Annotated in this window: 11 protein-coding genes; 6 read left to right on the top strand and 5 right to left on the bottom strand. The window is 71.9% G+C overall.

The features are described from left to right. Positions 1–63 precede the first annotated feature (63 nt). Complete coding sequence (locus ACF061_RS04980; RefSeq protein ID WP_392265411.1) at positions 64–1,473, top strand: cation:dicarboxylate symporter family transporter; 1,410 nt, start codon at positions 64–66, stop codon at positions 1,471–1,473. Between the two features lie 289 nt (positions 1,474–1,762). Here the strand turns inward: ACF061_RS04980 and ACF061_RS04975 are convergent, their stop codons facing one another. Continuing rightward, the gene (locus ACF061_RS04975) at positions 1,763–2,389 is read right to left on the bottom strand and encodes a TetR/AcrR family transcriptional regulator (protein WP_392265410.1); all 627 of its coding nucleotides are present in this window, start codon (positions 2,387–2,389) and stop codon (positions 1,763–1,765) included. 115 nt (positions 2,390–2,504) lie between these two features. On the opposite strand from ACF061_RS04975, the gene ACF061_RS04970 reads away from it, so the two are divergent. The 5 genes from ACF061_RS04970 to ACF061_RS04950 all read left to right on the top strand — a co-directional run bounded on the left by ACF061_RS04970 (position 2,505) and on the right by ACF061_RS04950 (position 8,319). Next, positions 2,505–4,178, top strand: a complete 1,674-nt coding sequence (locus ACF061_RS04970; protein ID WP_392265409.1) for an MFS transporter — start codon at positions 2,505–2,507, stop codon at positions 4,176–4,178. Between the two features lie 100 nt (positions 4,179–4,278). Next, positions 4,279–5,043, top strand: coding sequence for a DUF2127 domain-containing protein (locus tag ACF061_RS04965; RefSeq protein WP_392265408.1), 765 nt, complete (start codon positions 4,279–4,281; stop codon positions 5,041–5,043). Positions 5,044–5,154: 111 nt separating this feature from the next. Continuing rightward, positions 5,155–5,583: a MerR family transcriptional regulator gene (locus tag ACF061_RS04960; protein ID WP_392265407.1), complete on the top strand. Its 429-nt coding sequence runs from the start codon at positions 5,155–5,157 to the stop codon at positions 5,581–5,583. Positions 5,584–5,591: 8 nt separating this feature from the next. Beyond that, a complete protein-coding gene (gene trxA / locus ACF061_RS04955; protein WP_392266146.1) occupies positions 5,592–5,915 on the top strand; it encodes a thioredoxin in 324 nt (107 codons plus the stop codon). Between the two features lie 169 nt (positions 5,916–6,084). Further along, positions 6,085–8,319 (top strand): HelD family protein, encoded by a 2,235-nt coding sequence (locus ACF061_RS04950; RefSeq protein ID WP_392265406.1) that lies wholly within the window; start codon positions 6,085–6,087, stop codon positions 8,317–8,319. A gap of 16 nt (positions 8,320–8,335) precedes the next feature. Here ACF061_RS04950 and glgB read toward each other — a convergent pair whose 3' ends face one another. The 4 genes from glgB to ACF061_RS04930 form a co-directional block, all read right to left on the bottom strand. After that, positions 8,336–11,098 (bottom strand): 1,4-alpha-glucan branching enzyme, encoded by a 2,763-nt coding sequence (gene glgB, locus ACF061_RS04945; protein ID WP_392265405.1) that lies wholly within the window; start codon positions 11,096–11,098, stop codon positions 8,336–8,338. 55 nt (positions 11,099–11,153) lie between these two features. Next, entirely contained in the window at positions 11,154–12,557 is a 1,404-nt protein-coding gene (locus ACF061_RS04940; protein WP_392266145.1) for a maltokinase, read from the bottom strand. 94 nt (positions 12,558–12,651) lie between these two features. Beyond that, a complete protein-coding gene (treS, locus tag ACF061_RS04935) occupies positions 12,652–14,355 on the bottom strand; it encodes a maltose alpha-D-glucosyltransferase (protein ID WP_392265404.1) in 1,704 nt (567 codons plus the stop codon). Further along, positions 14,352–14,825 (bottom strand): alpha-glucosidase C-terminal domain-containing protein (locus ACF061_RS04930; RefSeq protein WP_392265403.1); only part of this gene is annotated, 474 nt, incomplete at its 5' end. The genes ACF061_RS04930 and treS, both read right to left, overlap by 4 nt.

The raw sequence follows: 14,825 nt of genomic DNA, 5'->3' as shown, positions 1-14,825 counted from the left end.
CTTTAACCCCCGGACGTGAGCCGCACGCCGGTGATGCCGACGACGTCGTCAAGGAGGGCCGCCGTGACCAGCGCAGCCGATACGGCTCCTGCCGCCCCCGCCGCAGGACCCGGACCCGCAGCCAAGCGGGACCGCACCCACTTCCTCTACATGGCGGTGATCGCCGCGGTGGTCCTCGGCGTGGTCGTCGGGTTCGCCGCGCCGGACTTCGCCAAGGAGCTCAAGCCGCTCGGCACGGGCTTCGTGAACCTGATCAAGATGATGATCTCCCCGATCATCTTCTGCACGATCGTGCTCGGCGTCGGTTCGGTGCGCAAGGCCGCCAAGGTCGGCAAGGTGGGCGGGCTCGCCCTCGGCTACTTCATCGTCATGTCGTTCGTCGCGCTGGCCATCGGCCTGGTGATCGGCAATCTCGTGCACCCGGGCAGCGGGATGCACCTGACCGAGGCCGTCAAGGGTGTCGGCCACGCCCAAGCGGACGCGGCCAAGGAGGGCCCGGTCGACTTCGTGCTGGGGATCATCCCGACCACGCTCGTGTCGTCCTTCACCGAGGGGCAGGTGCTGCAGACCCTGCTCGTCGCGCTGCTCGTCGGATTCGCGCTGCAGGCCATGGGCCGCAAGGGCGAGCCGGTCCTGCGCGGGGTGGAGCACATCCAGCGGCTGGTCTTCCGGGTCCTCGCCATGATCATGTGGGCCGCGCCGATCGGCGCCTTCGGCGCCATGGCCGCCGTCGTCGGCGAGACGGGCGTGGACGCCCTGAAGGCGCTCGCCACGATCATGTTCGGCTTCTACGCCACCTGTCTGCTGTTCGTGATCGTGGTGCTCGGGGCCATGACCCGGCTGGTGGCCGGCGTCAACATCTTCCAGCTGCTGAAGTACCTGGGCCGCGAGTTCCTGCTGATCCTGTCCACCTCGTCGTCCGAGTCCGCGCTGCCCCGGCTGATCGCCAAGATGGAGCACCTGGGCGTGAGCCGTCCGGTCGTCGGCATCACCGTGCCGACCGGCTACTCCTTCAACCTCGACGGCACCATGATCTACCTGACCATGGCCTCGCTCTTCATCGCCGACGCCATGGACCAGCCGCTCTCCATCGGCCAGCAGATCACCCTGCTGCTGTTCATGATGATCGCCTCCAAGGGCGCCGCCGGCGTCACCGGCGCGGGGCTCGCCACCCTCGCCGGAGCCCTCCAGTCCCACAAGCCCGCCCTGGTGGACGGCGTCGGACTGATCGTCGGCATCGACCGCTTCATGAGCGAGGCCCGCGCCCTGACCAACTTCGCGGGCAACGCGGTCGCCACCCTGCTGATCGGCACCTGGACGGGCGAGGTCGACAAGGACCGGGTGCGCCGGGTGCTCGCCGGGGAGCTGCCCTTCGACGAGCGGACGCTGCTCGACGACGGCGAGGGCGACGACGTCCCCGTCGGCCTGCCCGCGCCGCGCGCCGGCGACGAGAAGGAGCTGGCCAAGGCCTGACCCGCGCCCCTTCGCTCCGGACGCCCAGCCCCGCCTGAACCCGGGCCGGGCGTCCGGACACCCCTCAAGCCGCCGAGCGGCCGGAGCCCTTCCCCCGTGGGCCCGGCCGCTCGGCCTTCGCCGTGTCCCGCCCCGCCCCTCCTCTCCCGCGCCCGGACGACCGGTTCCCGGAGTCACCCACCGAGGCGGGTCACCGGGGCCGGTCACTGGGACTGGTCATCGAGCGGGGCTGGTCATCGAGCGGGGCTGGTCATATAGGTGGGGCACGGAGGCCGGTCATCGAAGCGGGTCACAGAGGCCGGTCGCTGAGGCTGCCCACCAGCGCGCTCGCCGGAGCGGCCGGCACGCCGGCCGCCGTCAGTACGGTCACGGCCGCCGAACGGCCCGCCTCGTGCGCCGCCAGCAGGTCCTCGTTCACCGCCTCCATCACGGCGAACAGGATCTGCTCGTGCACATGGGCGAGAGCCGGCGCGGGCAGCGGCGAGCTGAAGACGCCCTCGTCCAGGCCGTACCGGAGCAGTTCCGCGCAGGCGTCGCGGACCGGCGCCAGCCGCTCGCGGATGCCCTGGGTGGTGACCGTCCGCTGGGCGAGCGCCACCAGCAGCCGGTAGCGGTCGGCGATCGGCCAGATCGCCAGCACCGAGCGCGCCAGCGCCTCCGCCGGGTCCTCGACACCCGCGCGGCCCGCCGCGTGCGCGTCGGCGAGCACCCGCACGGCGTCGTCGACGAGCGTGCTGATCAGCGCCTCGCGGCTGGGGAAGTGGCCGTACACCGTGCGCCGTACGACCCCCGCGGCGCGCGCGATCTGGTCCATGGACGCGTCGGGATCGCGCAGCAGCTCGGCGAGGGCGACGTCGAGGATGCGGCGCCGGTTCGCGTCGGCGCGAGTGGTGTTACCCGTGGTCATGGCTGCCATTCTGCCCTCACCTCGAGTTGCACAGTGGTGTGCAGGGACGTACATTGCACATGGTTGTGCAACTGCACAACATTGTGCAAGTCCTGTCGTGCGTCCGAGGAGGGCAACCCCTGCCATGCGACTCGTCGTGAACGAACCGGTCGAGCGGACGGACCGCCCCTACGCCCGGCGCTGGTGGGCGCTCCTGGTCCTCTGCCTGAGCCTGCTGATCATCGTGATGGCCAACACCGCCCTCACGGTCGCCGCCCCCGACATGACCCGGGACCTCGGTCTGTCCAGCGCCGACCTGCAATGGGTCATCGACGGCTACACCGTCCCCTACGCGGCGCTGATGCTGCTGCTCGGGGCGATCGGCGACAAGTACAGCCGGCGCGGAGCCCTCGTCCTCGGTCTGGTCGTGTTCGGCGGCGGCGCCGTCTTCGGCTACCTCGCCGACAGCGCCGCGACCGTCATCGCGGCCCGCGCGGTGATGGGCGTGGGCGCCGCGCTGATCATGCCGGCCACGCTCTCCCTGCTCGCCGCGACCTTCCCGCGCGCCGAACGCGCCAAGGCGATCACCCTGTGGACCGCCACCGCCGGGCTCGCCATCGCGGCCGGCCCGGTCGTCGCCGGCGCGCTGCTCAAGGACCACGGCTGGTCCTCGACCTTCCTGATCAACGTGCCGATCGCGGCCGTGGCGCTGGTCGCCGCCTTCGTCCTGGTCCCGCCGTCCAGGGCCGGCCACCACGACCGGATCGACTACGTCGGCGGCCTGCTCTCGGTCGTCTGGACCGGCTCGCTGGTCTACATGATCATCGAGGGCCCGCACTTCGGCTGGGACGCCAAGGCGATCACCGCCGCGGTGGTCGCGGGCGCCGGCCTGGCGGCCTTCGTCCTGTGGGAGCTGCGCCACCCGCGTCCCATCCTGGACGTGCGCCGCTTCGGCGACCGCCGCTTCGCCGGCTCCAACCTCGCCGTCGCCCTGTTCTTCCTCGCCGTCTTCGGCGCCTTCTACTACCTCACCCAGCACCTGCAGTTCGTCCTCGGCTACGACGCACTGGCCACCGGTCTGCGCATGCTGCCGCTGGCCGGCGCGGTCTTCGTCGGCTCGGCCCTGACCGGCTACCTCACCCCGCGCGTCGGCATGAAGTGGACGGTCACCGCGGGCATGGTCGGCGGCACCGCGGCGCTGGCGCTGCTGACCGGGGTCGACGGCGCGTCCACGTACGCCGACCTCGTCGCCCCGCTGGTCGTCCTGGGCCTGGCGATCGGCCTCGCCCTCTCGCCCTGCACCGACGCGATCATGGGCGCCTTCCCCGAGGCCGAACTGGGCGTCGGCGGCGCCGTCAACGACACCTCGCTGGAGCTGGGCGGCTCGCTCGGCATCGCGCTCCTCGGCTCCCTGCTGTCGACCTCCTACTCCGGCCACCTGTCCGACGCCACCGCCGGCCGCGGGCTCCCGGCCGGCGCCCTGTCCACCGCGCAGGACTCGGTCGGCGCCGGCTACGCCGTGGCCCAGGGCATCGGGGACAAGGCCCGGCAGCTCGCAGCGCAGGCCGCCCGCACGACCGATCCCCAGCAGGCCGCCCAGCTCAAGGAAGAGGCCGGCCGGCTCGCCGGGGGCGCCCGGCAGATGAAGGACGCGGTCGGCTCGGCCTTCTCGGACGCGGTGGCCCACACCAGCCTGACCGGCGCCGTGATCCTGGGCGTGGGCACCCTCGTCGTGGCCCTGCTGCTGCCGCGCGGCACCGCCCCCGAGCCGGAACCCGCGCGGGGCGCGGAGGAGCTGGTGGACAGCCGGGTGAACTGAAGCACCCCGGCCGACGTCTCCCCTCGCGATGCACTACCGTGCCGTGCCGGATCGACCGGCGCGGCACGGCCGCGACAGCACGCATGTGGAGGCACGGGGGATGGCGATCGACTGGGACCGGCGCACCTGCGCGCGCAAGGGTCATGTGACCTACGCGCCGGACGACCCGCGGCTGCGGATCCGGCTGCACGCCGAGACCGCCCTCGGGGAGGTGTGGCGCTGCCTGCGCTGCGGCGACTTCGCGCTCGGCGAGCCGCACGGCTCCGGTCCGGCCGCCAACGCCCCGCTGGTGCCGCGCGGCAAGGTGCTGCGGGACCTGTTCGTCCTGCGCTTCCTCGCCGTCGAACGGGCCGTGCGCGGAGTCTTCATCGTGCTGGTCGCCGTGGCCGTCTGGAAGTTCAGCAACAGCCAGGACGCGGTGCGCCGGCTGTTCGAGGAGTACCTGGACGTCTTCCGTCCGGTCTTCCGGCACTTCCACTACGACCTGGACCACTCGCCGGTCGTCGGCACCATCCAGAAGACCTTCGGCTACAAGCACTCCACGCTGCTGCTGGTGGCCGGGCTGCTGCTGGCGTACGCGCTGGTCGAGATCGTCGAGGCGGTCGGCCTGTGGTACGCCGAACGCTGGGCGGAGTACCTGACGGTGGTCGCCACCGCCGCCTTCCTGCCGCTGGAGATCTACGAACTCACCGAGCACATCAGCGCCCTGAAGATCGCCACCCTGACCCTCAACATCATCGCCGTCCTCTACATCGCCGTCACCAAACGCCTCTTCGGCCTCCGCGGCGGCCGCCGCGCGTTCGACGAGGAACGCCGCAGCGCCTCGCTGCTGGAGGTGGAGGAGTCGGCCGGTCTGATGGTCTGAGCGGCCGAGGCCGGACCCTTTCGCGGAACGCGTCGCGCCGGACCGGCCGGTCCGGCGGCCGGGACGTGCGCTGTTGCCTTGACGCCGACGTCAAGCCGTACGGTCGGGGACATGCGAATCGGCGAGCTGGCCGAACGGGCCGGGACCACGACGCGGGCGCTGCGGTACTACGAGTCGCGTGGGCTGCTGCCCGCGCGGCGGGACGTCCACGGGCACCGCACGTACGACGAGCGCGACCTGAGGCTGCTCCGGCAGATCAGGACGCTGCGGGACTTCGGGTTCGACCTGGAGGAGACCCGGCCGTTCGTGGAGTGTCTGCGGGCCGGGCACCCGGAGGGCGACTCCTGCCCGGCGTCGCTCGCGGTCTACCGGCGCAAGCTCGACGAGCTGGACGCGCTGATCGGCGAGTTGCGGGCGGTGCGGGCGAAGGTCGGCGCGCAGCTCGAGCGGGCCGAGCAGGCGCGGGACGAGCTGGCCGCCGACGCGCTGGTTCCGGGGGGCCCGGAACCCGTGTGCGAACTGGGAGGGCGACAGCGGTGATCAGGCAGATGGCCGGTGTGGGCGAAGTGACGGACGCGGACTTCGAGACGGAGGTGCTCGAAGCGGAGCTGCCGGTGCTGGTGCAGTTCACGGCCGAGTGGTGCGGGCCGTGCCGGCAGCTGGCGCCGGTGCTCGGCGCCATCGCCCACGAGGAGGGCGACCGGTTGAAGATCGTCCAGCTGGACGTGGACCACAACCCGCGGACCACGATCGCGTACGGCGTGCTGGGCACGCCCACCCTCATGGTGTTCCGGGACGGCGAGCCCGTGAAGTCCATGGTGGGAGCACGGCCCAAGCGGCGGCTGCTGGAGGAGCTGTCCGACGTGCTGTGACGGTCGGGCCGTGAACGAAGAAATCCCCCGGGCAATTGCGCCCGGGGGATTTCTTTGCGTATATTCGGTAGTTCGCGACTTATGGATGCGGGGTCGCGAAGAAGTTCACTGAGCACAGTATATCCGGGCGGGAGCGGAATTGTCAAACACCGATTTTCCAGACGATGAATTGCGACAGGAACAGGAATTCATCGACGGGTTGTACACGCGTGTGGACGCCCTGCGCGGTGACACCGAGACCGCCGTCGCGGACGCCCTCGCACAGGGCGACAAGCCCATGCAGGCCAGGCTGGAGCGGGACATCCTCGTCGCGGAACGCTCCGGGCTGCTCGCCGCGCTGAACGCCGTGGACGGCTCGCTCTGCTTCGGCCGGATCGACCTCGTCGACGGCGCCCGCCACCACATCGGCCGCATCGGCCTGCGCGCCGACGACGCCGAGCACACCCCGATCCTGATCGACTGGCGGGCCGCCGTCGCCCGCCCCTTCTACCTGGCCACCGGCCACACCCCGATGGGGCTGCGCCGCCGCCGGCACATCACCACCGACGGGCGCCGGGTCACCGCCCTGCACGACGAGATCCTCGACCTCGGCGACGCCACCCGCACCGGCCACGAGGACCCGACCGGCGACGCGGTGCTGCTCGCCGCGCTCGACTCGGCCCGCACCGGCCGGATGGGCGACATCGTGCGCACCATCCAGGCCGACCAGGACCGCATCATCCGCGCACCGCACCGCGGGGTGCTGGTGGTCGAGGGCGGTCCGGGCACCGGCAAGACCGCCGTCGCCCTGCACCGGGCCGCCTACCTGCTGTACGAGCACCGCGAGCTGCTCGCCCGCCGGGCCGTGCTGATCGTCGGCCCCAACCCGGCGTTCCTCGGCTACATCGGCGAGGTGCTGCCCTCGCTCGGCGAGACCGGCGTGCTCCTCGCGACCGTCGGCGAGCTGTTCCCCGGCGTGCGGGCGACGGCCGCCGACACCCCGGAGGCGGCCGCCGTGAAGGGGCGCGCCGACATGGCCGACGTGCTCGCCGCCGTCGTTCGGGACCGGCAGGCGCTGCCCGACCCGGTGATCGCCATCGAGCACGACCGCGAGGTCCTGATGCTCGACGACGGTCTGGTGAACGTCGCCCGCGAACGCACCCGTGCCGCGGGGCTGCCCCACAACGTGGCCCGCGAACACTTCGAGGGCCACATCCTGAACACGCTCACCGACATGGTCGCCGAGCGCATCGGCACCGACCCCTACGACGGATCCAACCTCCTCGATCCCAGCGACATCACCCAGATCCGCGACGAGCTCGCCGAGAACCCCGAGGTCTGGGCGGCCGTCGACCGGCTGTGGCCGCGGCTGACCCCGCGGCGGCTGGTCGCGGACTTCCTGGCGGAGCCGGAGGGGTACGTCCGCGACGAGGACGCGGCCGCGATCCGCCGCCCGGTGACCCGTGCCTGGACCGTGGCGGACGTCCCGCTCCTCGACGAGGCCGCCGAACTGCTCGGCGAGGACGACCGGACGGCCCGGGCCCGCGCCGAACGCGAGCGCGCGGAACAGATCGCCTACGCCCAGGGCGTCCTCGACGTGTCGTACGCCTCGCGGACGTATGAGTTCGAGGACAAGGAGGACGGCGACCCGGACGCCTCGGAGGTCCTGTCCGCGCACGACGTCATCGACGCCGAGCGGTTCGCCGAGCGGCACGAGGAGGACGACCACCGCAGCGCCGCGGAGCGAGCCGCGGCCGACCGGACCTGGGCCTTCGGGCACATCATCGTCGACGAGGCGCAGGAGCTGTCGCCGATGGCGTGGCGGTTGCTGATGCGGCGCAGCCCGACCCGCTCGATGACCCTGGTCGGCGACCCCGCCCAGACCGCGGAGGCGGCCGGCGTCGGCGCCTGGGCGGACATCCTCCAGCCGTACGTCGAGGACCGCTGGGAGCACACCCGCCTCGGCGTCAACTACCGCACCCCCGCCGAGATCATGGACGTGGCGGCGGCCGTGGTCCGCGCCGAGAACCCGGCCTTCCGGCCGCCGAGCTCGGTCCGCTCCACGGGTGTACGGCCCTGGGCCCGGGCCACCGACGACCTGCCCGGCGCGGTGGAGAAGGCCGTCGCCGAACTCACCCCGGCGGAGGGCCGGCTCGCCGTGATCGCCCCGCGCGACCTGCACCGCCGCCTGGCCGCCCAGCTGGACGGGGTGACGGCCGGCGCCGAGCCCGACCTGACGCACGCGGTGGTCCTGCTGGACCCGCGCCAGGCCAAGGGCCTGGAGTTCGACTCCGTGCTCGTGGTCGAACCCGGCCGCTACGGCACCAGCGATCTGTACGTGGCCCTGACCCGGGCCACCCAGCGGCTCGGCGTGCTGCACACCGGGGCCCTGCCCCCCGCTCTGGCGGAGGCGTTCGCGCGGTAGCGCCCGCGCCCGGACCTCAGGCCGGGCGCAGCCACACCGTCGCCAGCGGCGGCAGGGTCAGCCGGATGCTCGCGGGGAACCCGTGCCAGCCCTGCGGCTCCGGCTTGACCGGGTCCGGCCGGACGACGTCGCTGCCGCCGTAGCGGGCCGCGTCCGTGTTGAGCACCTCCAGCCAGGCGGGCACGTCGTCGGGGACGCCGAGGCGGTAGTCGGGGCGGACGACCGGGGCGAGGTTCGACACCGCCAGCAGCGGGGAGCCGTCGGCGGCGCAGCGCAGGAAGGCGAACACGTTGTCGTCCGCCGCGTCGCCGACGACCCACCGGAAGCCGTCGGGGTGGACGTCGCGCGCCCACAGGGCGGGGGTGGCGCGGTAGACGGAGTTGAGGTCGCGCACCAGGTCCAGAACGCCGCGGTGGTCGGCCGCCGCGCCGTAGGCCGGATCGATCAGCCACCAGTCCGGTCCGCGCTCCTCGGACCACTCGGCGCCCTGGGCGAACTCCTGCCCCATGAAGAGGAGTTGCTTGCCGGGGTGCGACCACATGAAGGCCAGGTAGGCACGCAGGTTGGCACGCTGCTGCCACCAGTCGCCGGGCATCTTCGACACCAGCGAGCCCTTGCCGTGCACCACCTCGTCGTGGGAGATCGGCAGCACGTAGTTCTCGCTGTAGGCGTACACCATCGAGAAGGTCATCTCGCCGTGGTGGTACCTGCGGTGCACCGGATCGTTGCTCATGTAGGCGAGCGAGTCGTGCATCCAGCCCATGTTCCACTTGAGGCCGAAACCGAGACCGCCGAAGCCGCTCGGACCCCGGTGGTGGGTGGCGCGGGTGACCCCGTCCCAGGCCGTCGACTCCTCCGCCACGGTCACCACGCCCGGCACCCTGCGGTACACGGTGGCGTTCATCTCCTGGAGGAACGCCACCGCGTCCAGGTTCTCCCGGCCGCCGTACTCGTTCGGCCGCCACTGCCCCGGCTCGCGCGAGTAGTCCAGGTAGAGCATGGAGGCGACCGCGTCGACCCGCAGCCCGTCGATGTGGAACTCCTCGCACCAGTACAGGGCGTTGGCGACCAGGAAGTTGCGTACCTCGCGGCGGCCGAAGTCGAACTCCAGGGTGCCCCAGTCGGGGTGCGCGGCGCGCAGCGGGTCGGAGTGTTCGTAGAGCGGGCGCCCGTCGAACTCGGCCAGCGCCCACTCGTCGCGCGGGAAGTGCGCCGGCACCCAGTCCATCAGCACGCCGATACCGGCCCGGTGCAGGGCGTCCACCAGGTACTTGAAGTCGTCCGGGGTGCCCAGGCGGGCGGTGGGCGCGTAGAAGCCGGTGACCTGGTAGCCCCAGGAGCCGCCGAAGGGGTGCTCGGCGACCGGCATCAGCTCCACGTGGGTGAAGCCGAGGTCGCGCACATAGGCGGGCAGCTGGTCGGCGAGCTCGCGGTAGGTCAGACCCGGCCGCCAGGAGGGCAGGTGGACCTCGTACACCGAGAACGGCGCCTCGTGCGCGGGCCGTTCGGCGCGGCGGGCGATCCACTCCTCGTCCCGCCACTCGTGGTGCGAGGCGGTGACGACCGACGACGTGGCCGGGGGCACCTCGGTACGGCGGGCCATCGGGTCGGCGCGCAGCGTCTTCGAACCGTCCGGCCGGGTGATCTCGAACTTGTACAGCTCGCCCTCGCCGATCCCGGGCACGAACAGCTCCCACACGCCCGTCGCGCCCAGCGAGCGCATCGGGTACGCGGTGCCGTCCCAGTAGTTGAAGGTGCCGGCGATCCGTACGCCCCGGGCGTTGGGCGCCCACACCGCGAACCGGGTCCCGGCCACCCCCTGGTGGGTCGTCGGGTGCGCCCCGAGCGCCTGCCACAGCTGCTCGTGCCGCCCCTCGCCGATCAGGTACAGGTCCAGCTCGCCCAGCGTGGGCAGGAACCGGTACGCGTCCTCGGTGTCCTGCACCGTCCCCGCGTACGCCACCTCGAGCCGGTACTCCGGTACGTCCTCCAGCGGCAGCAGCCCGGAGAAGAACCCGTCGCCGTCGTGCCTCAGTTCCACCTGGAGGTCCCCGGCGACGACGGCGACGCCCAGCGCGTACGGCCTGAAGGCCCGCACGGCCACCCCGCCGGCCACGGGATGCGCACCGAGTACCGAGTGCGGGTCGTGGTGCGTGCCGCTGAGCAGCCGCTCCCGGTCCAGCGCGTCGACGGCCGCGGAGACGGCGGGCGCCGCGGAGACGGGCGGGGCCGCGACCCGGGGCGCCGCAGCCTTCTTCCCGGCCGCCTTCCCGGCGGGAGCCTTCGCCGCCGCCGCCGCCGTCTTCTTCGCCGCCGTCTTCTTGGCGGCCGCCTTCTCGGCCGAGGTCTTCTTGGCGACCGCCTTCTCCGCGGCCGTCTTCTTCGCCGCCGTCTTCTCGGCCGCTGCCTTCTTGGCCACCGACTTCTCCGTGACCGCCTTTTCCGCGGCGGTCTTCTTCGCCGCCGGGGCCTTCGCGGTCCTCTTCGCCGCCGGGGCCTGCTCGGCGGCGGTCTTCGCGGCGGCCGCCTTCCTGGCCATGGCCGCCTTCGCGGTGCCGGGGGCCCCGACCGCCTTCGTCGCGTCGGCGGTCCTCGTGGCCGCCCTCCTGGCCACCGCCTTCTCCGCGGTGGCCTTCTTGGCGGCCGTCTTCTTCGCCGCCGCCTTCTTAGCGGGGGCCTTCTTAGCGGGGGCCTTCCTCGCGACCGCCGGCTGTTCCGGGCCGGCCGTCTCGGCCGTCTGCTTCGGGTCCGAACCGCTGGACGAAGAGCGGGCAGTCACGGGCAAAGCCTCCTCGGCACAGGGCGGTGCAGGGCGAATGGGGTGGTGCGGGGGGTCAGCGGGCCTCGGCCTCGGCGCCGGCGGCCAGCCGGCGCACCGCCGAGAGCGGCACCGGCAGCCAGTCGGGGCGGTTCCGGGCCTCGTAGAGGACCTCGTAGACCGCCTTGTCCGTCTCGTAGGCCCGCAGCAGGACCGGGTCGGTGCGTGGATCGCTCCCGCTGACCTCGGCGTATCCGGAGCAGTAAGCGGCCCGGCAGGCCGCCGCCCAGCCCGGCGCGGGCGGGCCGCCGGCCGAGTGCGCCGCGTAGTCGAAGGAGCGCAGCATCCCGGCGACGTCCCGCACCACCGGCTGCGCCATCCGCCGCTCGGCCAGCGGTTTCGCGGGCTCCCCCTCGAAGTCGATCAACGACCACCGGCCCGAGGGCGAGCGCAGGCACTGACCGAGGTGGAGGTCGCCGTGGATGCGCTGGGCGGTCCAGGTGTGACCCTCCGCGGACAGGTCGGCCAGGGCCTCGAAGGCGGAGCGCAGGCCGGGCACGTACGGGCCCAGCGCGGGCACCGCCTGCGCCGCCGCCGCCAGGCGCTCGGTCATGCCGTCGACCAGGGACTGGAGCTGGAGGTGGGCCAGGGTGACCGTGGGCAGTGCCCGGGCCAGCGCGGTGTGCACCTCGGCGGTGGCCCGGCCCAGCGCCCGTGCCTGCGAGCTGAAGTCCTCGCCCTTGGCGAGCTGGCGCAGGGCCAGCTCCCAGCCGTCCGCGGCGCCCTGCACGAAGGGCTGGAGCACCCCGAGGACGTACGACTCCTCGGCCACCTCGGCGGTCATCCAGGCCGTCGGCGGGGGCACCCGCGGGCAGCCCTCGCGGGCCAGCGCGAGCGGCAGCTCCAGATCGGGGTTGACCCCGGGCAGGACCCGGCGGAGCAGTTTCAGGATGAAGGTGTCGCCGTAGACGACCGACGAGTTGGACTGCTCGGCGGTCACCACCCGCGGCACCAGGTCGGTGCGTATCTCGTCGCGCCGTTCGAAACGCAGCCCGCCGATCCGGGCCTGGGTGCGCAGCGCCTCCAGAAGCACCTCGGCGGGCCGGGGGTCGTAAAGGGCCTCGTACACCGTGCGTCCGGCGAGCGGGCCGTCGTGCACATGGCCGATCAGCGCGGGCGCCAGCCTCGGCGGCAGCGCCTCGCGCACGCCTATGAGCAGCTGGTAGCAGTCCCCGGGGTGCGGGACCTGCCCCTGCACCGGCGCCAGCGGCTGGTGGGCGCGGAGCAGCAGGTGGTACAGGCCGAGCTTCCCGTCGGACGGCAGCAGCTCGGTGGCCGCGACCAGCGAGAAACCGGTGACCGGGCGTCCCTTGCCCGCGAACCAGCGCTGCCGGGGCAGCCACTCGCGCAGCAGCGGGTCCAGCGAGGCCAGGAGACCTGGGCCGCTGGGCGTGGCGGAGCGGGTGACGGCTTGCGACATGGCTTCCGACATGGCGTCGCGTCCAATCGCTGGTCGGGTGTGACTCACGCGTGCCCACAGGTGGGGCGGCGGAAACCGCCCCACCGCGGAGCGGCTAGACCACGGCGTCCCCGCGGAGCCGGAACCAGTAGAAACCGTGTCCCGCCAGGGTCAGCAGGTACGGCAGCTCCCCGATGGCCGGAAAGCGCACCCCGCCGAACAGCTCGACCGGGTTCCGGCCGCGGAAGGCGCTCAGATCCAGTTCGGTGGGCTGTGCGAAGCGGGAGAAGTTGTGCACGCACAGCACGAGGTCGTCCTCGTACTCGCGGAGGAAGGCGATGACGGCCGGGTTGGAGGACTGCAGTTCGGTGTAGGAGCCGAGTCCGAAGGCGGGGTTCTGCTTGCGGATCTCGATCATGCGGCGGGTCCAGTGCAGCAGCGAGGAGGGCGAGGACATCGACGCCTCGACGTTGGTGACCTGGTAGCCGTAGACCGGGTCCATGATCGTGGGCAGGTAGAGGCGCCCGGGGTCGCTGGAGGAGAAGCCGGCGTTGCGGTCCGGCGTCCACTGCATGGGGGTGCGCACGGCGTCGCGGTCGCCGAGCCAGATGTTGTCGCCCATGCCGATCTCGTCGCCGTAGTACAGGATCGGGCTTCCGGGCAGCGACAGCAGCAGCGCGGTGAACAGCTCGATCTGGTTGCGGTCGTTGTCCAGCAGGGGCGCCAGGCGGCGGCGGATGCCGATGTTGGCGCGCATCCGCGGGTCCTTGGCGTACTCGGCCCACATGTAGTCGCGCTCCTCGTCGGTGACCATCTCCAGGGTCAGCTCGTCGTGGTTGCGCAGGAAGATGCCCCACTGGCAGTTCGAGGGGATCGCCGGGGTCTTGGCGAGGATCTCGGAGACCGGGTAACGCGACTCGCGCCGCACGGCCATGAAGATCCGCGGCATCACCGGGAAGTGGAACGCCATGTGGCACTCGTCGCCGCCGGCGGCGTAGTCGCCGAAGTAGTCGACGACGTCCTCCGGCCACTGGTTCGCCTCCGCCAGCAGCACCGTGTCGGGGTACTGGGCGTCGAGTTCCTTGCGCACCCGCTTGAGGAAGGCGTGGGTGGCGGGCAGGTTCTCGCAGTTGGTGCCCTCCTGCTGGTACAGGTAGGGCACCGCGTCCAGCCGGAAGCCGTCGATGCCGAGATCCAGCCAGAACTTCAGCGCGGAGATCATCTCCTCCTGCACGGCCGGGTTCTCGTAGTTCAGGTCCGGCTGGTGGGAGAAGAACCGGTGCCAGTAGTACTGCTTGCGGACCGGGTCGTACGTCCAGTTGGACGCCTCGGTGTCGACGAAGATGATCCGCGCGTCCTGGTACTGCTTGTCGTCGTCTGCCCACACGTAGTAGTCGCCGTAGGGGCCGTCGGGGTCCTTGCGGGATTCCTGGAACCACGGGTGCTGGTCGCTGGTGTGGTTCATGACGAAGTCGATGATGACCCGCATGCCGCGCTGGTGGGCGGCGTCGACGAATTCCACGAAGTCGGCGAGGTCGCCGAATTCGGGGAGTACGGCGGTGTAGTCGGACACGTCGTAACCGCCGTCCCGCAGAGGGGACTTGAAGAACGGCGGCAGCCACAGGCAGTCCACGCCGAGCCATTGCAGATAGTCGAGTTTGGCGGTCAGGCCCTTCAGGTCGCCGACGCCGTCGCCGTTGCTGTCCTGGAAGGAGCGGACGAGGACCTCGTAGAAGACGGCGCGTTTGAACCACTCCGGGTCGCGGTCCTTGGCGGGGGTGTCCTCGAAGGTGTCCGGAACGGGCTCATTGACGATCATGTTGTGGGTGACCCTCCGATCTGCGGGGTGGACGGTCGCAGGACGGTGAGGACGTGCGCCGGCCGGTGACCCGGTTCGAGACGCACATAGTTGGCCCTGCCCCAGTGGTAGGTCTCACCGGTGAGCTCGTCGCGCACCGGCACCGACTCGTGCCAGTCCAGGCCGAGTTGCGGCATGTCCAACGAGACCGTGGCCTCCTGGGTGTGGTGCGGGTCGAGGTTGGCCACCACCAGGACCGTGTTCGATCCGCTCCGCTTCGAGTAGGCGATCACCTGGTCCTTGTCGGCGTGGTGGAAGTGGATGTCGCGCAGCTGCCGGAGGGCCGGACTGCGGCGGCGGATGGCGTTGAGGCGGGTGATCAGCGGGGCGATGGTCCGGCCCTCGCGTTCGGCGGCGGCCCAGTCGCGGGGTTTGAGCTGGTACTTCTCCGAGTCCAGGTATTCCTCGCCGCCCTCTCTGAGCGGGGTGTT

Source organism: Streptomyces sp. NPDC015220 (assembly GCF_043079345.1).
Classification (GTDB): domain Bacteria; phylum Actinomycetota; class Actinomycetes; order Streptomycetales; family Streptomycetaceae; genus Streptomyces.
The sequence above is the reverse complement of the archived record's forward strand: the minus strand, read 5'-3'. Positions and strand labels throughout refer to the sequence as shown.